This window comes from Polaromonas eurypsychrophila, from assembly GCF_014641715.1.
In the GTDB taxonomy this organism is placed as follows: Bacteria; Pseudomonadota; Gammaproteobacteria; order Burkholderiales; family Burkholderiaceae_C; genus Polaromonas; species Polaromonas eurypsychrophila.
In genome coordinates, this window is record NZ_BMIG01000002.1 from 345,213 (window position 1) to 363,084 (window position 17,872).

14 protein-coding genes and 1 pseudogene are annotated in these 17,872 nt (G+C 61.9%); 7 read left to right on the forward strand and 8 right to left on the reverse strand.

Annotation, left to right across the window (positions count from 1 at the left end; all coding sequences use genetic code 11):
- The first annotated feature begins 81 nt into the window (after positions 1 to 81).
- Positions 82 to 1,554, forward strand: coding sequence for a M20 family metallopeptidase (locus IEX16_RS04090; RefSeq protein ID WP_188706863.1), 1,473 nt, complete (start codon positions 82 to 84; stop codon positions 1,552 to 1,554).
- Between the two features lie 16 nt (positions 1,555 to 1,570).
- A complete protein-coding gene (locus tag IEX16_RS04095) occupies positions 1,571 to 2,473 on the forward strand; it encodes an alpha/beta hydrolase (RefSeq protein ID WP_188706865.1) in 903 nt (300 codons plus the stop codon).
- 60 nt (positions 2,474 to 2,533) lie between these two features.
- Here the strand turns inward: IEX16_RS04095 and IEX16_RS04100 are convergent, their stop codons facing one another.
- The 3 genes from IEX16_RS04100 to IEX16_RS04110 form a co-directional block, all read right to left on the reverse strand.
- Positions 2,534 to 3,703, reverse strand: coding sequence for an MFS transporter (locus IEX16_RS04100; protein ID WP_188706867.1), 1,170 nt, complete (start codon positions 3,701 to 3,703; stop codon positions 2,534 to 2,536).
- A gap of 269 nt (positions 3,704 to 3,972) precedes the next feature.
- The gene (locus IEX16_RS04105) at positions 3,973 to 4,707 is read right to left on the reverse strand and encodes a 16S rRNA (uracil(1498)-N(3))-methyltransferase (protein WP_188706869.1); all 735 of its coding nucleotides are present in this window, start codon (positions 4,705 to 4,707) and stop codon (positions 3,973 to 3,975) included.
- 100 nt (positions 4,708 to 4,807) lie between these two features.
- A complete protein-coding gene (locus IEX16_RS04110; RefSeq protein WP_188706871.1) occupies positions 4,808 to 5,986 on the reverse strand; it encodes an aminoglycoside phosphotransferase family protein in 1,179 nt (392 codons plus the stop codon).
- 109 nt (positions 5,987 to 6,095) lie between these two features.
- Here IEX16_RS04110 and IEX16_RS04115 point away from each other — a divergent pair, with 109 nt between their 5' ends.
- From IEX16_RS04115 to rsmA, 3 genes are all read left to right on the forward strand, one after another.
- On the forward strand, positions 6,096 to 8,591 hold the full coding sequence (locus tag IEX16_RS04115) for an LPS-assembly protein LptD (RefSeq protein WP_188706873.1): 2,496 nt from the start codon (positions 6,096 to 6,098) through the stop codon (positions 8,589 to 8,591).
- A complete protein-coding gene (locus IEX16_RS04120) occupies positions 8,584 to 9,996 on the forward strand; it encodes a peptidylprolyl isomerase (RefSeq protein WP_188706875.1) in 1,413 nt (470 codons plus the stop codon). The genes IEX16_RS04115 and IEX16_RS04120 overlap by 8 nt, the downstream gene beginning before the upstream one ends.
- Positions 9,997 to 10,137: 141 nt before the next feature.
- The gene (rsmA, locus tag IEX16_RS04125) at positions 10,138 to 10,953 is read left to right on the forward strand and encodes a 16S rRNA (adenine(1518)-N(6)/adenine(1519)-N(6))-dimethyltransferase RsmA (protein ID WP_188706877.1); all 816 of its coding nucleotides are present in this window, start codon (positions 10,138 to 10,140) and stop codon (positions 10,951 to 10,953) included.
- A gap of 192 nt (positions 10,954 to 11,145) precedes the next feature.
- On the opposite strand, the gene IEX16_RS04135 is transcribed toward rsmA, so the two are convergent.
- The 3 genes from IEX16_RS04135 to IEX16_RS04145 form a co-directional block, all read right to left on the reverse strand.
- The gene (locus tag IEX16_RS04135) at positions 11,146 to 11,547 is read right to left on the reverse strand and encodes a barstar family protein (RefSeq protein ID WP_188706881.1); all 402 of its coding nucleotides are present in this window, start codon (positions 11,545 to 11,547) and stop codon (positions 11,146 to 11,148) included.
- Positions 11,548 to 11,600: 53 nt separating this feature from the next.
- Positions 11,601 to 12,008 carry a guanyl-specific ribonuclease gene (locus IEX16_RS04140; RefSeq protein ID WP_188706883.1) on the reverse strand — a complete coding sequence of 136 codons (408 nt, stop codon included), beginning with the start codon at positions 12,006 to 12,008 and terminating at the stop codon, positions 11,601 to 11,603.
- Positions 12,009 to 12,194: 186 nt separating this feature from the next.
- Positions 12,195 to 14,513, reverse strand: a complete 2,319-nt coding sequence (locus IEX16_RS04145; RefSeq protein WP_188706885.1) for an NADP-dependent malic enzyme — start codon at positions 14,511 to 14,513, stop codon at positions 12,195 to 12,197.
- A gap of 247 nt (positions 14,514 to 14,760) precedes the next feature.
- Here IEX16_RS04145 and IEX16_RS04150 point away from each other — a divergent pair.
- Both IEX16_RS04150 and IEX16_RS19870 read left to right on the forward strand, forming a co-directional pair.
- Positions 14,761 to 15,060: pseudogene (locus IEX16_RS04150) on the forward strand (TA system antitoxin ParD family protein); the annotation flags it as partial.
- A 270-nt stretch (positions 15,061 to 15,330) separates the two neighbouring features.
- Positions 15,331 to 15,681: a hypothetical protein gene (locus tag IEX16_RS19870; RefSeq protein WP_229676161.1), complete on the forward strand. Its 351-nt coding sequence runs from the start codon at positions 15,331 to 15,333 to the stop codon at positions 15,679 to 15,681.
- Positions 15,682 to 15,684: 3 nt separating this feature from the next.
- On the opposite strand, the gene IEX16_RS04160 is transcribed toward IEX16_RS19870, so the two are convergent.
- Both IEX16_RS04160 and murU read right to left on the reverse strand, forming a co-directional pair.
- Positions 15,685 to 17,067: an aminopeptidase P N-terminal domain-containing protein gene (locus tag IEX16_RS04160; protein WP_188706887.1), complete on the reverse strand. Its 1,383-nt coding sequence runs from the start codon at positions 17,065 to 17,067 to the stop codon at positions 15,685 to 15,687.
- A 10-nt stretch (positions 17,068 to 17,077) separates the two neighbouring features.
- Entirely contained in the window at positions 17,078 to 17,770 is a 693-nt protein-coding gene (gene murU, locus IEX16_RS04165) for an N-acetylmuramate alpha-1-phosphate uridylyltransferase MurU (RefSeq protein WP_188706889.1), read from the reverse strand.
- Positions 17,771 to 17,872: the final 102 nt, after the last annotated feature.

Here is a 17,872-nt window from a genome sequence, read left to right on the forward strand (position 1 = left end):
AGCGCCCTCCGAAAAACCGGGCTGGCACGTCCGGTCAGGCGCGGGTACAGTCGGTCTTATGCACCATTTTCCGGAGTTGCCATGAACGCCCCCCTGCACCGCGAAATCCCTGCCGGCCTGCTCAATGACGCGCAGGCCCTGTCTGATGTCAGCGCCCAATGGGACGGCGACATTGTCAAGCAGATCACCGACTACATCACCATCCCTGCGAAGTCGCCGTCCTTTGATGCCGACTGGGCCGGCCACGGCCACATCGACACCGTGATGCGCAATGCCGCCGCCTGGGTCCAGGCGCAGAAGGTCGGGGGCCTGAAGCTCGAGATCGTGCGCCTCGAAGGCCGCACGCCTGTGCTGTTTTTCGAAGTGCCTGCAACTAAAGCGGGATCGACCGAAACGGTCCTGATGTACGGCCACCTCGACAAGCAGCCCGAGTTCACCGGCTGGCGCAATGACCTTGGCCCTTGGACGCCCAAATATGAAGATGGCAAGCTGTTTGGCCGCGGCGGCGCTGACGACGGTTACGCGGTGTACGCCAGTGTTGCCGCCATCCAGGCACTCAAGGCGCAAAACGTGCCGCATCCGCGCATCATCGGGCTGGTCGAAACCTGCGAGGAAAGCGGCTCTTACGACTTGTTGCCTTATGTCGATGCCTTGCGCACGCGGCTCGGGGACGTGGGCTTGGTGATCTGCCTGGACTCGGGCGCCGGTAACTACGACCAGCTCTGGCTGACGACCTCCTTGCGCGGTATGGCCAGCGGTGTGCTGAAGGTGGAAATTCTCACCGAAGGTGTGCATTCGGGAGATGCCAGCGGCCTGGTGCCATCGAGCTTTCGCATCATGCGGCAGGTGCTGGACCGGCTTGAGGACAGCAAGACGGGTACGCTGTTGCCACAAAGTTTTCACTGCGAGATTCCCGTGGAGCGGCTGGTGCAGGCCAAAGCCACGGCGCAAATCCTGGGCGACCAGATTTACAAACGTTTTCCGTGGGCGCACTACGATTGCGGCGGGGCCACGACCTTTGCGCTGCCCACCACCACCGATCCGGTCGAGGCCTTGCTCAACCGCACCTGGAAACCGACGCTGAGCGTGACTGGCGCAGACGGCTTTCCCGAGATGGGCAATGCTGGCAATGTGCTGCGACCCTATACCGCGTTCAAGTTGTCGCTGCGCCTGCCGCCGCTGGTGGATGCCGGCAGTGCGGTGCAGGAGCTTAAAACCCTGCTTGAAGACAATGCGCCCTACCAGGCCAAGGTCACCTTCGAAAGCGCCGGCGGCGCGACCGGCTGGAACGCGCCGTCCACCTCGCCGTGGTTCCAGAAAGCGCTGGACGATGCCTCGCAGGCCCATTACGGCGCACCTTGCGGCACCATCGGGCAGGGCGGCACGATTCCGCTGATGAACATGCTGAGTCGGGGCTTCCCGAAGGCGCAAATGATGGTCTGTGGCGTGCTGGGCCCCAGGAGCAATGCGCACGGCCCCAACGAGTTCCTGCATGTGCCGTATGCCAAGAAGATCACTGCGGCCGTGGCGCATGTGATCGCCAGCATGCCCTGAAGGAGTCGATCGCCTGATGGACAAACCGACGCTGGCGCCGTTCACCGCGCGTGATGGCGAAAACCTGGCGCTCTACGAGTGGCCGATGGACGCTTGGCAGTCCGACGAGGCGCTGCCTCCGCGCGCCGTTGTGCTGATCGTCCACGGCCTGGGTGAACACGCCAGTCGTTACGGCCATGTGGCGCAGAAACTGCTCGACTGGGGCTTTGCGGTGCGCGCGTATGACCAGCGTGGTCATGGGGAGTCTGGCGGTGCGCGGGGTGGCCTGAGCGGCGAATCCTTGTTGCTGGAAGACCTGGCTGAAGTGGTGGACGACACCCGCCAGCGTGCGCTGCGTCTGCCGCGGGCAGCCGGAAAGGGCAACGATGACCGTCCCTTGCCGCTGATCTTGCTGGGTCACAGCCTGGGCGGCCTGGTGGTGGGGCGTTTTGTATCGCTCAAGGTGCGGCCAGTCGATGGCGTGGTGCTGTCCTCGCCGGCGTTCGATCCGGGGCTCAATGTGATCCAGAAATTTTTACTGGCCACATTGCCGGTGATTGCGCCCAATCTGCGCATCAACAACGGCTTGAAGCCTGAATACATCTCTCACGACACGCGGGTCGTGAAGAAATACCTGGCCGATCCGCTGGTGCATGCCAGGATTTCCGCCCGGTTGGCCAAATTTATTGCAACCGCCGGCCCTGCGACGATAGCGGCCGCCAGCACTTGGCGCACGCCAACCCTGCTGATGTATGCCGGCGCGGACAAGCTGGTCAACCCGGCTGGCAGCCTCGCCTTTGCCGACGCGGCTGCAAGCAACGGTGCTGCAGGCGTGGTCACCGCCCGGTGCTTTGACGATATGTACCACGAGCTTTTCAACGAGCTGGATGCGGCGCCGGTGTTTGCCACCCTGAAAGCCTGGCTGGACGCTCGGTTTTAAGCAAATTAGGCCTGTGGCCCATGTCTAGTGGGTACACGCAGCTATTAAATCAATAGCAATTTAAGCTGTAATCCGGCGCCGTCCCCGCAGCGCCAGCCAGGCCAGTGCCACGCCGGTCAGGCCCAGCGGCAGCAGCGAACCGAGGTTCAGCAGGGTCCAGCCCTGGGTCGTGACCAGCACGCCGGAGGCCAGCGATGACAGCGCCAGCACCGCAAACACGCAGAAGTTGAGCGCGCCCTGGGCTTTGTCCTTCTCTTCGGGGCGGTAGGCTGTCAGCGCCAGCGTGGTGGCGCCGGTGAACAGAAAGTTCCAGCCCACGCCGAGCAGAAACAGTGCCGCCAGAAACTGGTGCAGCTCGACCCCCGACAGCGCGATCACCACGCAGGTCACATTGAGCGCCAGCCCGATCGCCATGATGGACAGTGTGCCGAAACGCTTGATCAGGTGACCGGTGAAAAAACCGGGCGCAAACATGCCGATCACATGCCATTCGAGCACCAGCGCGGCGTCGGAAAACGGCAGGCCGCAGACCTGCATGGCAATCGGCGTGGCCGCCATCAGGAGGTTCATCACGCCAAAGCCCAATGCGCCGGCTGCGGCCGCCACGATGAACACCGGCTGACGCATGATCTCGCGCAGCGGACGACCACCACTGGTCGCGTGTTGGGGGGGCGCGGGCGGGAACTGCATGAAGGCGAGCAGGGCCATGGCGAGCAGCGCCACACCGGCCAGCGCGAGATAGGCGCCGGCAAACGGAACGGCGGTCAGGGTCCGCGTGCCCGCTGCCAGGTTGGGGCCGGCAATTGCGCCGATCAACCCGCCGGCCATCACCAGCGAGACGGCTTTTTCGCGAAAAGCCGGCAAGGCCAGTTCGGCTGCGGCAAAGCGGTAGAGCTGGGCATTGGCGTTGTAATAACCGGCGACGACCGTGGCGGTCACCAGCAGCCAGAAGTTTCGGCTGTAGGCCGCATAACAGCACAGCAGCGCCGACAGCACCGCCACCAGCAAGCCCAACTGGAACGAGGTCTTGCGGCCGAAACGCTTTTGCGTACGCGCGACGATGCCGGTCGACAGCGCACCGCCCACCACATAACCCATAACCGGCAGCGTCGCCATCCAGCCCAGTGGCGCCAACGCCAGGCCGACCAGGCCGTTGATGGCGATGAAGGTCACGTTGTTGGTGAGGAACAGGCCCTGGCAAATCGCCAGCAGCCACAGGTTGCGGTTCATGGTTCGGGCCTGCTCATGCTATTTTTACAAGTGCGAAAGCGGTTAAAACAGTGCTAGTCAAGGCGCGCGACGACGCCCAGACCGGGTGTCTGGGTTAGGAGCGCAACGCCGAGTGGCGCTGTTTTAACCCCTTTCCCTTCGGGTTGCGGCCAAAAAGACCGTGCGCGGCGTTGCGAAGCCTCGCTGGGGCTGACCCCAGCTTCATTTCGCGCCTTGCTCACGGCCTTTTTGACTCCCAACGCATCTTGTAAAAATAGCATGAACAGGCCCTATTCCAATGTCAACAGGACCAGGCAGGCCAGAGGCGCTGTCTCTGCGCGCAGGACGCGGTCGCCGAGCGACACCGGAACAAACCCGCGCAGCATGGCAGCGTCTTCTTCGGCGCGGCTCAAACCGCCTTCAGGGCCGCTTAACAATGTGATCGGCGATGGGGCGGGGGACAAGGCCAGTGCGCTGGCCAGCGGCTGTGTTCCGGCGCGCAGCGACAGCAGCAGCCGCGGCGCGGCGGGCGACGCGGGCGGCAATGCCGCCAGCCAGTCGCCAAGCGTGGCAACTTCATGCACCGGGGGCAGCCGGTTGCGCCCGCACTGTTCACAGGCGGCAACCGCCACGCCCTGCCAGTGCGCGACCTTTTTGTCGGCACGCTCACCCTTGAGGCGCAGTACCGAACGTTCGGCCATCAGCGGCGTGACGCTGGCGGCTCCAAGTTCGCTGGCTTTTTCGACCAGCCAGTCCATGCGTTCGTTGGCGGGCATGCCGATGGCCAGATGCACCGCGCGGCCGGCTTCGCGTTCGATCGGGTCGTGCGCGGTTATGACGACCTGCACATCGCTGCGGCCCATACGCGTGATGCGCGCTTCGAACTCGCCGCCGCGACTGTTGAACAGTGTGATGCTGTCCTCCGGTTGCAGGCGCAAGACCTGCACATGGCGCGCCGCGCGCTCCGGCAGGCCCAGGGCGTCGCCGATGGCAAGAGGCAGGTCGGCGTAAAAGCGGGCCGTCATGGTCGCAGGCTTTCGGAGTCAGGCAATTTGCTATTAAATAAATAGCAAACTGTGCCTGTTGGACATGGGCTGGGGCGTGAATTGACGATTGAGACGGGGCTCAAAATGTGTAGCCCACACGGGTCTCGTTGCCTTCGATTTCGTCAAGCAGCACCATCAGCGGGCCGAGCTGGCGGTAACGCGCGCAAGTGGCGCGTGCGTAAGCGATGAAACGTGGCGTGTCGGCCAGGTATTTGGGCTTGCCGTCGCGCAGCGTCAGGCGCGCAAAAATGCCGAGAATTTTCAGGTGACGCTGCAGGCCCATCCACTCAACTGCGCGGTAGAACTCGCCGAAGTCGTCACCGACCGGCAGGCCGGCCTTGCGCGCCTGCTCCCAGTAACGCACAGTGATCTCAAGCACGAAATCTTCCGGCCAGCTAATGAAGGCATCACGCATCAGGCTGGCGATGTCATAGCTGATGGGGCCGTAGACCGCGTCCTGGAAGTCGAGCACGCCAAGTGCCCCTACGCTTGTCACTGCGTGTGCCTTCGGCGTTGCGCTGCCCCTTTCATCACGAATGGGGGCTAATTTTCCCAGTGGAGGCCCGTCGGAAAATTGCGCGCCTTCCACGTTGCTGGTGTCCATGACCATCAGGTTGCGCGGCATAAAGTCGCGGTGCACGTACACCCGTGCGCCACTCAGCGCGTTCAGGTTGCTGTCCTTGATCTGCGCAAACAGGGCGTCGAGTTTGCTGCGCAATGTGCTGTCGATGGCGATGCCGCGATGCTTTTCCACATACCAGTCGGGAAACAGCGCCAGCTCGCGCGACAGCAGGGCGTCGTCGTAGGCGGGCAGCACATCTGGCCTGGACGCAAGTTGCCAGCGCACCAGCGCATCCACCGCTTCGCGGTACAGCACATAGGCGCGCTGCGGCCTGTCGGCCTCGCTGTGCTGGTCAATCACTTCAAGCATGGTTTGTGCGCCCAGGTCAGTGAGCAGCATGAAGCCCTGCGGCTCGTCCCAGGCCAGCACACGTGGTGCCTGCAGCCCCGCGTCGGCCATCAGTCCGGCGACCTTGACGAAGGGCCGGCAGTCTTCCTGTGCGGGCGGCGCGTCCATGATGATGCAGCTGCCGCTGCCCGCCGTACCGACCCGGAAATAGCGGCGGAAGCTGGCGTCGGCCGATGCCGGCCGGACTGTGTCGGGCAACAGGCCATGAGCAGGCGTCACGAGCTGCAACCAGACGGAAAATGCTCGGGCGCGGGCGGAATCCGTCCAGGCAATGGAAGCGTCGGTCATGTATTGTTTTGGCCTGCCTGGCGGGTAAGCACCAAAAGATGGGAAAAGGGGCTGGTGGGCATAGGATAATCGGGCCTGTTTTTATAAACGGGTTTATCTCATACTTCCGATGCATCGCGCATCCCGCTCGCGTTTTATTGTCTCCCCGGTGGCTCATGCCGTCTTCAGCCTCGTGTCCTGCACCGTGCTGGGCCTGGGGCATGGGAGCATCGCGCATGCCCAGGCGCCGGCGGCGTCGCAGGATCCGGCGCCGCCGCCCGCTACCTCAGTGCCTGGCGCCATCCCGCGCCGCGATGCCTTGGCGGGCCAGCTCAAAAGCACCTCCATGCTGGCCGAGCAGCCACCCGGCGGGCCGGGCATTGAATTGCCGACCTTTATTTATGGGGACCGCCTGTCGGGGCGTCCCGAGCTGGAAACCGTCATCGACGGCAATGCCGAATTGCGCCGCGGCGGCTCGTCGATACGCGCCGACTGGCTGCAGTGGGACCAGCCCAGCGATGTGGTCAAGGCGCGTGGCAATGTCCGCGTCAACAGTGCTGGCAACCTGTACAACGGGCCGGAGCTGGAGATCAAACTCGATACTTTCGAGGGATTTTTCACGCGGCCCGACTACCGCTTCCTGCAGAACAGCGGTTACGGGGTGGCCCGCCGGGTGGACTTCATTGATGACAAGCGCCTGGTGGCCTACGACGCGAACTTCACCACTTGCCAGCGCGGCGAAGGACCGAGCTGGATGCCGGCCTGGATCGTCAATGCCAGCAGCATCAAGTTCGACAAAGAAGCCGATGTGGGCGAGGCTTCGGGCGGCGTGCTGCGTTTCATGAGTGTGCCTATCCTGGCTGCGCCCACTTTCACCTTTCCGCTCAGCGACAAGCGCAAATCCGGTTTGCTGCCGCCAACCGTTGGCCTGAGCAGTGTCAACGGGACCTCGCTAACGGTCCCCTACTATTTCGACATCGCGCCGCAACGCGACGCCACCTTTTCGCCGACGATCATGAGCAAGCGCGGCGTAGATCTGGCGGGCGAGTTCCGTTATCTGGAGCGCAACTACCGTGGGGAGTTGCGCGCCAGCTTGCTGCCCAACGACAGCTTGCGCGACAAAACGCGCTGGTCTTACAACTACCTGTCCAGCGGTGTCTTCAACACCGGCCTGAGTGCGGTGGGCGGTCTGGGTTTTATCCTCAACCTGAACCGCGTCAGCGACGACAATTATTGGCGTGACTTCCCTTCCACGGTTCTAAGCGGCGGCACCAACGGGCTTTCCCAGCGCCTGTTGGCCAACGACGCCAGCGTTAGCTGGGGCAGGGAATATTTCTCCACGACGGTGCGCGCCCTCAAGCACCAGACGCTACAGGATGTAAATTCGCCGATTGTTCCGCCTTATGACCGGTTTCCGCAACTCACAGCGATTTACAAACGCATCAATGCCCCTTTGGCTGGAATCGGTGGCCTGGACTACTCAATCAACACCGACTACACACGTTTTGAGTCGGATCGCTTGTTGACCCGGCAGCCCAACGCCCACCGTACTTTTGCACTCGCCCAGATCAGTCGACCCTGGATACGGCCTGCTGGTTACATTTCGCCCAAGTTGATGCTGAATTCGACCGCCTACCAGTTTGACGGGCCGCTGATCAACGGTGCGCGCTCGGCTTCGCGTACCGTGCCGACCTTCAGCCTGGACAGTGGGCTGGTTTTCGAGCGCAACGCCAGCTTTTTCGGTCAGGCGTTCACGCAGACGCTGGAGCCGCGCGCTTTTTATGTGAACACGCCTTACCGTAACCAGGCCGCATTGCCCAACTACGACTCGGGGCTGAACGCTTTTAACTTCGCCACCTTGTTCACGGAAAACGAATTTGTCGGCAATGACCGGATATCGGACTCCAATGTGCTGACCACAGGGCTTACCTCCCGTCTGCTCGATCCGGACACCGGCGCCGAATCCTTGCGGGTTGGCATTGCGCAGCGGGTGCGGTTCAAGGATCGGCAGGTCCGCCTGCCCGGGGAAGTGCCGGTGTCTGAACGCCTGAGTGACCTGTTGTTCGGTGCCACCGTCAATCTGACGCCGGCCTGGTCGCTGGATACCACGGTGCAGTACAACCCGAAAACCAACATCTCCGAACGCGCGACGGTTGGCGGGCGGTACAGTCCGAGCAATTATCGGGTGGTCAGTGCCGCCTACCGTCACCAGCGCAATGTCAGCGAACAGTATGAGGTGGGCTGGCAATGGCCCATCAACGATCTGTGGGGAGACCAGGGCAAGGATTTGGGCGCAGGACGTGGTCAGGGCCCGGGGCGCTTGTACAGCGTCGGGCGCCTCAATTACAGCGTTCCGGACAAAAAACTTGTTGACGTGGTTGTGGGGCTGGAATATGACGGCTGTTGCTGGATAGCCCGAGTGGTGCTGGAGCGCACCCAGCTGGGCACAATCGCGCGGGCCGGTACCGGCTCCTCGAACAGTACACGTATCCTGTTCCAGCTCGAATTTGTTGGTTTTTCCCGCATTGGTAACAATCCTCTGAAAACACTGAAAGCCAATATTCCGCGTTACCAGTACCTGCGTGAGCAAAGTACGACACCAAGCCGCTTTACCAACTATGACTAAATACAGCCTCGCTCAACGTCCTTGCCTTCGCCCGTCAGTCATTGCTGCGTTGGCTGTGGTATTGGCCCTGCCGCTGTTGCAGGCCCAGACACTCAGGCTGCCGGGTCAGCAACGCGTCCCTGCTTTGGGTGCTTTGAGTCTCGGCTTGGATGCGGGCGCCAGCACGCAACAGCGACAGGCCGACTACATCGTCGCCGTGGTCAACTCCGAGCCGGTCACAAACAACGAGGTGCGCTCGCGCATGCTACGCATCGAACAACAAATGCGGCAGCAAGGCGCGCAAGTTCCGGGCAGAATTGAACTGGCGCGGCAGATGCTTGAGCGCATCATCAGCGAGCGAACCCAGCTACAGTTGGCCAAGGAGACAGGCGTGCAGATCAGTGACGCCATGACGGACGATGCCGTCGCCAATGTGGCCAGGCAAAACCAGATGTCCGCGGAAGAGCTGCGCCGGCGCCTGGAGGCCGAAGGCCTGCCGTTTTCCCAGTTTCGGGCCGACCTTCGCAATGAGTTGTTGCTCAATCGCGTGCGTGATCGTGAACTGGAGTCACGTGCGAAAGTCAGCGACCAGGAGGTCGAGCAATATCTCCGTGAGCAGGAAAGTGGCGGCGGTCAGCAGGCCGCCATGGAGGTCAACCTCGCGCAGATCCTGGTGGCCGTTCCAGAAAGCGCCAGCACTGAACAGCAGGCCGGGCTTCAGGCTCGAGCGCAATTGGTGGCTGAACGGGCGCGCAACGGCATCGACTTCGCCGCGCTGGTCAAAGAGTTTTCCAATTCGCCTAGCGGCAGCGGTGACGGGCAAATGGGTTTGCGCGCGCCGGATCGTTACCCGGAACTCTTCATCAACGCAACACAAAACCTGCCGGTCGGCGGCGTGGCCGGCCCGCTGCGCAGCGGTGCGGGTTTTCATGTGCTCAAGGTGATCGAGAAAAAACGCGCTGGCACGCCTGCCGCCACCGTTGCCGAAACACGGGCCCGGCATATTCTTTTGCGCTCCAGCCCGCAACTCAGCGAGGCTGCGGCGGTAACGCGGCTGCTGGAGTTTAAAAGGCGCATAGCCGCCGGGCAAGCCGATTTTGCGGCATTGGCCCGCGAGTTCAGCCAGGACGCATCGGCCAAGGACGGTGGCGACCTGGGTTGGGCCGCCGCCGGCATGTTTGTGCCGGAATTTGAAGAGCGCATGAACGGCCTGGCGCCGGGACAGGTGGGCGACCCCCTGGTGTCGCGATTCGGCGTCCATTTGATCCAGGTGCAGGAGCGGCGCAACACCGCACTGTCGCCGCGCGAGCAGCGTGAAGTCGTGCGCGGCATGCTGCGCGAGAAAAAACTCGAGGAGGCTTACACCGCCTGGGCACAGGAGGTGCGCGGCCGCGCCTATGTGGAATACCGGGAGCCGCCGCAGTGATGTTGCCCCCACGGTCGCGCACTGCGTGTCGCTCCCTGCCCCCCGAGGGGGCCGCTGCGCCTGCGGGCCGGCAGAGCCGGACCCGCGGCCCCTGCTTGAAAGAGACGCCTGGGATCGTCCAACCCGCGACTCTAGGCTAGCGTGAAACATATCCCGCGCAAGCGATTTGGCCAGCATTTCCTGACCGATCGCAGCATCATTGATGCCATCGTAGATGCGATTGCACCGGTGGCGGGTCAGGCGATGGTGGAAATTGGCCCCGGCCTGGCGGCGCTGACCCAACCTCTGGCGGAACGCTTGGGCAGGCTGACGGTGATCGAGCTCGATCGGGACCTGGCGCAGCAGTTGCGGTCATATCCGCAGCTTCAAGTGATCCAGGCCGATGTGCTGAAGGTCGACTTTGTCCAGCTTGCATCCGAACATGCGGGGCTTGCGGGGAAAATCCGTGTCGTTGGCAACCTCCCCTACAACATTTCCACACCCATCCTGTTTCATCTGCTTGATGCAGTCAATGTCATCGAGGACCAGCACTTCATGCTGCAAAAGGAAGTGATCGACCGCATGGTGGCCCTGCCCGCGACCAGCGACTATGGCCGGCTCAGCGTGATGCTGCAATGGCGTTATGCCATGGAGAACGTGCTGTTTGTACCGCCGCAGAGTTTTGATCCGCCGCCCCGAGTGGACAGCGCCATTGTGCGCATGGTTCCGCGTGTCTCGCCGGCGCAACTGGACGTCGCGCTCTTGAGCGAGGTGGTGCGCGTGGCTTTCAGTCAGCGCCGCAAGTTGTTGCGTCATTCACTGGGCAAATGGCTGGAGCAAAAGCAGTATGTCCAGCCGTTTGACCTCCAGCGCCGGGCTGAGGAGGTCCCTGTGGCCGAGTACGTAGCCCTGACCCAGGCGCTGGAAGCGGGAGATGCGCCCTGCCCCGCTCCTGAAAAGCAAAAAGCCCGTCAATGACGGGCTTTTTTTATGCAGCAGCGCCTTACGCCGCCGCCAGCCAGTATCCCGCGTTGAACGGGCTGCTCATGCGCAGCGCCAGTGGCGACACATCGAGAAGTTTGTCGGTCGGCATCGGCTCTTCACCGTCTGCGACGCTTGCTTGCTGGGCCTCATTCGCCCGATCCCCTTGGCCAATGTCTGGGGAGCGGGCTACAGAAAAGAATAAAAACATCTGAACGGTATCTTTCGATCCGCCCAGTAGTCTGCGGCATCCCGGAAGATGTCCAGCAGTTGCTCACGCGCTTCCTTGTCGAACTTGGCATGGGCAGGAATCTGCTCAAGCACCACGATAAAACCAGGCTGCGGGCCGGACTTGTGAACCATGTCCGTCATGCAGTCGTAAAGCGCATCGAAATTTTTCCCAAAATGCGCGGGGAATGTGTACTGCGCCGCGATCATGTCCAGTACGTCTTGTTTGCTCTGGGCGTTACCCAGATTGGCATACAAAAAGTGCTGGTTCAATTGCGTGGCGGCGTCCTGCAAATCCTGTACGCGGAAGGCGCGTATGGATTGCACGATGTTGGGTCTAACAGTACGAAGTGGCATGTCCATCTCCGCTTCTCTTTCTTAAGTCAAAAACTCAAAGTTGACGATCACTGCAGAACTTATTGAACAATTCTGCGAAAACTTGCGTAGTGATCATCGGTGTAATAACAAGTGTCGGGCACCGTCGGCACCCAACCGCCACAAACAATGCGCCGGGCACCCCGGCTGCGCTCACCGGGTGTCTGAACGGTGTACTCGCGGTAATAACTGCGATGGTTGGCGGGAAGAAGTCTTTCCCGGTTGCCAAACATCGAGCCGTCCTTGTCGTACTTGAACGGCCCGCCTTGATAAATCAGCTTCACCATGTTGCGTCCCTGCACGGGCAGTTCCGCGATCACGACGGTGCTGATTCCGGTATCGGAATTGGCCTTCCTAGCCTGCACCATATCGGGGCTGAACCCTGTGCCCAAAGCAGTCAAAGTGACCGCCACGACCAGTGGCCAACCCGCCCAACCTTTTCGCAACATGAAGAAATGTCTTTCTCGACCCTGGCGAGCCACCCAAGCTTTTTAAGACGGCCGGGTTAACCCCTAAATTTCCAGTGTCAGAGTTTGACGTATCCGGCCAAAAAATGCAAGTCCCTGCTCAAAGATTAGGCACCCGGGCATAAGATTTTGCGGAGCATAAGTTAGTACTAGCTGTCTATAACCGGCTTATCGGGAAGCGTTCGCGTCTGCCACAGTCAATGCTGTCATATTGACGATCCGGCGCACCGTGGTGCTGGCTGTCAGGATGTGCATCGGCTTGCTGGCGCCTAACAGTACCGGGCCGATCGCGATGTTGCCGCCCGCTGCGGTTTTGAGCAGGTTGTAGGCGATATTGGCCGCGTCAATATTGGGCAGCACCAAAAGATTGGCCTCTCCGGCCAAGGTGCTGTTGGGCATCACCGCCGCGCGGGCCGCGGCGTCGAGCGCCACGTCGCCGTGCATTTCTCCATCAACTTCCAGCCAGGGCGCCTGCTCACGCAGCAATTCGAGCGTCTGACGCATTTTCAAGGCGCTGGGCATCTTGGAGGTGCCGAAGTTGGAGTGCGACAGCAGTGCCGCCTTGGGCTTGATGCCAAAACGCATCATTTCCTCGGCCGCCAGGGTGGTTATCTCCGCCAGTTGTTCCGCGGTGGGATCGTAGTTGACGTGGGTATCGACCAGGAAAATCTGGCGGTCGGGCAACAGTAGCCCATTCATGCAGGCGTATGTGCAAACGCCCGGACGTTTGCCAATCACCTGATCCAGATAGTCCAGATGGTGGGCGGTGGTGCCCCAGGTGCCGCAGATCAAGCCGTCCACGTCGCCCTTGTGCAGCAACATGCCGGCGATCAGGGTCAGCCGGCGGCGCATCTCGATTTTGGCGATTTGTACCGTGACGCCGCGGCGCTCCATCAGCCGGTGGTAGGTTTGCCAGAAATCGCGGTAGCGGTGGTCCTGCTCAACGTTGACAACGTCGTAATCGAGTTCTTCCTTGAGCCGCAGTCCGAACTTCTCAATGCGCTGGGCAATAATCGCCGGCCGGCCTATCAAGGTGGGGCGTGCCAGGCCTTCATCGACGACGATCTGGCAGGCGCGAAGCACGCGTTCTTCCTCGCCTTCGGCGTAAGCCACGCGTTTCTTGGTGGCCTTTTTGGCGGCTGCAAAAATCGGCTTCATGGTGGTGCCCGATGCGTAAACGAAGCTCTGGAGCTTGTCGCGGTAGGCGTCCATGTCGGCGATCGGACGCAGCGCCACACCGCTGTCGACCGCAGCTTGCGCCACCGCCGATGCAATCTTGATCATCAGGCGTGGATCGAAGGGCTTGGGGATCAGGTAGTCCGGGCCAAATGCGAGTTGCGCTCCCATGTAGGCGGCGGCGACCACCTCGCTTTGTTCGGCTTGGGCCAGTTCGGCAATAGCGTGTACCGCTGCAATTTCCATCTCGATGGTGATGGTGGAGGCGCCAGCATCCAGCGCCCCCCTAAAGATGTAGGGGAAACACAGGACATTGTTGACCTGGTTGGGGTAGTCGCTGCGGCCGGTGGCCATGATGGCGTCATCACGCACGGTCTTGACGTCTTCCGGTGTGATTTCGGGGTTCGGGTTGGCCAAGGCAAAAATGATGGGCCGGTCGGCCATCCGTTTGACCATGTCCTTCTTGAGTACCCCGCCAGCGGACAGGCCCAGAAAAATGTCGGCGCCTTCGATGATGTCGCCCAGCGTGCGGGCGGAAGTTTTCTGAGCGAACTGGATCTTGTCTTCGTCCATCAGTTCGGTGCGCCCCTCGTACACCACGCCGGCCAGGTCGGTGACGTAAATGTTTTCACGCGGAATGCCGAGTTTGAGCAGCAGGTTCAGGCAGGCGAGCGCGGCCGCGCCAGCGCCCGAGGTCACCAGTTTGACCTTTTTCGGATCCTTGTCCGCCACCTTCAGGGCATTCAGAATGGCCGCGCCTACCGTGATTGCCGTGCCGTGCTGGTCGTCATGGAACACCGGGATTTTCATGCGTTTGCGCAATTCGCGCTCGACATAAAAACAGTCGGGTGCACGGATGTCTTCGAGGTTGATGGCGCCAAATGTGGGCTCCAGTGAAGCAATGATGTCCACCAGTTTGGCCGGGTCGGTTTCGTTGATCTCGATGTCGAAGACGTCGATGCCGGCGAACTTCTTGAACAGAACGCCCTTGCCCTCCATCACCGGTTTGGCCGCCAGTGGGCCGATGTTGCCCAGCCCAAGCACGGCCGTACCGTTGGTGATGACCGCGACCAGATTACCGCGGCTGGTGTACTTGAAGGCGGCGTTCGGGTCCTTGACGATTTCCTCGCACGGTGCAGCCACGCCAGGGGTGTAGGCCAGGCCCAGGTCGCGCTGGTTGGTCAGTTGCTTGGTGGCGGTAACCGCTATCTTGCCGGGGGTCGGGAACTCGTGGTATTCCAGTGCCGCACGACGCAACTCGTCACGTCTTTCCTGGCTGTCATCAAGGGTGGCGGGCACGGCTGCGGGCATCAAGTTGTCTCCTGAGCGGCGGCCGGGAAGGCCGTCATTTTTGTAAAGTCTGCGATTGTAGGCCGTTGCATGGGAAAACCCTAGTACGTGGATTTACGCAAACAGGTGGAGCACTTTGGACTTTTTCACATCGCAAGGGCTGCGTGTGTTGATGGTGGATTTTGGGTTGAGCATGCATTTTTATGCATAAAAAAAGACTGCAGCCCGTATACAACAGGCGTAAGTAGCTATAAAAACGATAGCATGAATGTTTGTTAAAAAGGGCCTTACCGAACTTCCGTTGAGCCTGGTCGAACAGGCGCGGGAAGCGGCTCAGCCCCTTCGCCGATCAGCGGCAGGCCAGATCGAATACTGGGCCACCTTGGGCCGCGTGGTCGAGCATTCTGGCTTGACGGTCGAGGAGGCGCAGGCGGCGATCGAGGCTTATGAAGCCGCAGCGCGCAAGGCGCAACAAACGCGCGCCGTCGCAGACCTGACCAGCCGCTTGCTGGCGGCTGAAGTCAGCGGCTCGCTGGCACAACGGGTGCGGGAAGTGGTGGAGGAAAACGCGAACTCGCCAGCTAGTTGCATGCCGGTTTTCCATTTGCTGCCGTGTCCCAATGGCGCGGGCAGGTCCACGCTTTACCGTGCCTTTGTGCCCGATGGCGTCCTCAGCGCCGAGCCGGCGTTTATCAACGCCGACCTTTTTGAGCGCGAATAGCTGCAACACATCGTCGATGCTGTGCAGCGTTCACAACGCGCGAGGCACTGGCCGACGCGCAACGCGCGATCAATCTTGCGGGTGGCGAGTCGTTTGTCAGCGAAACGGTTTTCCCATGTGTCCAAGCTAGCCCTGATCGGCGAGGCGCTTGCGCAAGGCTACGTAGTGGCGCTGTATGTCGTGGCACTGGACGACCTCCAGCGCCTGCTGGCGCGGGTACAGCGCGGTGTGCAGGAAGGCGGGCGTTATGTGCCGCCTGACAAAATTCTCGCGCGTTATCCCCGCACCTTCAGCAATCTGTCCCACGCAGTCAGTCTGGCGACGGTTGCGTATCTCTATGAAGGGCGAGATCTGGAGGACGACGGACCGTTTATGGTCGCGATGTGCGAGGGAGCAAAGGTGACCACTTTCGCCGATCACCCGCCGCGTTGGGCCCAAACGGTGTTGGGCTTGAAGGAGGACGGCTGAAGCCTATGCCCGCATCAGCGCCTCAATTTCATCGGCTTTTACCGGCACATCACGCGTCAACCGCTCACAACCCTTGGCGGTGACCAGCGCGTCGTCTTCGATGCGGATGCCGATATTCCAGAACTCTTTCGGCACCCCCTTGGCTGGACGCACATAGATGCCGGGCTCGATGGTGGTTACCATTCCGGGCCGCAGAATGCGCGAGGGCTTGCGCATCACGGTCTGGCCCAGTGCATCGCGCTCTTCGCGCGGGCGGCTGCCGGGCTCGGTGTAGTCGCCGCAGTCGTGCACGTCCATGCCCATCCAGTGGCCGGTGCGGTGCATATAGAACTGGCGGTAGGCGCCGGATGCCAGCACGTCGTCGACCTTGCCGTGTTTTTTCTTGTCGAGCAAGCCGGTGTCCAGCATGCCCTGGGCCAGCACCCGCGTCGCCGCATCGTGCGGGTCCATGAAACGCTTGCCGGGTTTTGTGACCTTGACCGCTGCGTCCTGCGCGGCAAGCACGATGTCGTAGAGCGTGCGCTGGGCCGGCGTGAACTTGCCATTGGCCGGAAAGGTTCGCGTGATGTCGCTGGCGTAACCATCAAGCTCGCAGCCGGCGTCGATCAGGCAGAGGTCGCCATCCTTGAGTTCGGCGTCGCCCGCACGGTAATGCAGCACGCAGGCATTGGCGCCAGCTGCGACGATGCTGGTGTAGGCCGGCCACTGCGAGCCGTGGCGGCGGAACTCGTGCAGCAACTCGGCTTCCAGGTGGTACTCGCGCAGGCCACCGGGGACCGGCTTGCGCAGCATGGCCGCCGAGGTCTGCATCGCGCGCACGTGGGCGCCGGCCGAAATCTTCCCGGCGCGCTTGAGAATGGCGACTTCATGCGCATCCTTGAACAGGCGCATCTCGTCCAGCACGCGGCACAGGTCGTGCTGGCTTTGCGGGCATTCAGCGCCAAAGCGGATGCGCGCGCGCACCTTGCCCAGCCAGCCATCGACTTGCGTTTCCAGGCCGGTATGGGTGGCAAACGGGTACCAGACAGCTTTCTGGTTCTGCAGCAACAGCGGCATTTTTTCTTCCAGCGTGTCGACGCTGAAGGCGCCGTCCACACCCAGCGCGCCCGGCGCGGCCTTGGGGCCGAGCCGGATGCCGTCCCAGATCTCGCGTTCCAGGTCCTTGGGCCGGCAAAACAGCGTGCTGCGGCCGTCGGCGGTGATCACCAGCCAGGCGCCGGGCTCGCTGAAGCCGGTCAGGTAGTAGAAATAGCTGTCGTGCCGGTAGGCAAAATCGCTGTCCCGGTTGCGCGCGAGTTCGGGGGCGGTCGGCAGCAGGGCGATGCCCCCACCGGCTGTCTTCAGGGCGCGTGCGACGGCGGCGCGGCGTTTTTCGTAAATGGTCATGGATGGGTGTTTAGCGTGTTGTGTTCAGTTCGGCCAGACGTTCGGGGGTGCCCACATCGGTCCATGGGCCTGAATATAGCGCCGCCGTGACCTGGCCGTCCTGCATGGCCCGGCGCAGCAGAGGTGCCAGTGCGGCTTTTTGCCCGGCCGGCGTGTTCCTGAACAGCGCCGGGTGGTACAGGCCTACCGTGCTGTAGGTGAATTGTTCGGTCGCGCGTGACAGTGCCAGGCCGCCTTCGCTGATGCCGAAGTCGCCGTTGGGGTTGTGCGGCGGATTCGGCACCATGTAGATATGGGCCAGCGCGCTGGAGGCGGCAAAGCGGTGCGCGTCGGACACCGGAAAGCCGAACTCCGGCATGAAAACATCGCCAGCCACCAGCCAGAACGGCGCGTCCTCCAGCAACGGCAGGGCCGTCGCGATGCCGCCAGCAGTTTCCAGCGCGCCACCGAACTGTGCGCCCTCATGCGAGTAACGAATGCGCAGGCCGAAGGCGCTGCCGTCACCCAGCGCGGCCGGAAACTGCGCTTCCAGCCAGGCGGTGTTGATCACCACCTCTTTCACGCCGGTGGCGGCAAGTTTTTCGAGGTGCCAGGCGATCAGCGGCTTGCCCCGCACCTGCAGCAGGGGTTTGGGTGTGGCGTCGGTCAGCGGGCGCATGCGGTCGCCGCGGCCGGCGGCCAGAATCAGGGCTTGGAGGGTCATGGTGCTGTGGATTATCTCCTTTTATGCATCAAATCGGCCTCTGGCCCATGCGTTACGGGCGCAAGCAGCTATTGAATTCATAGCGTGCAAGAAATGCCCGGC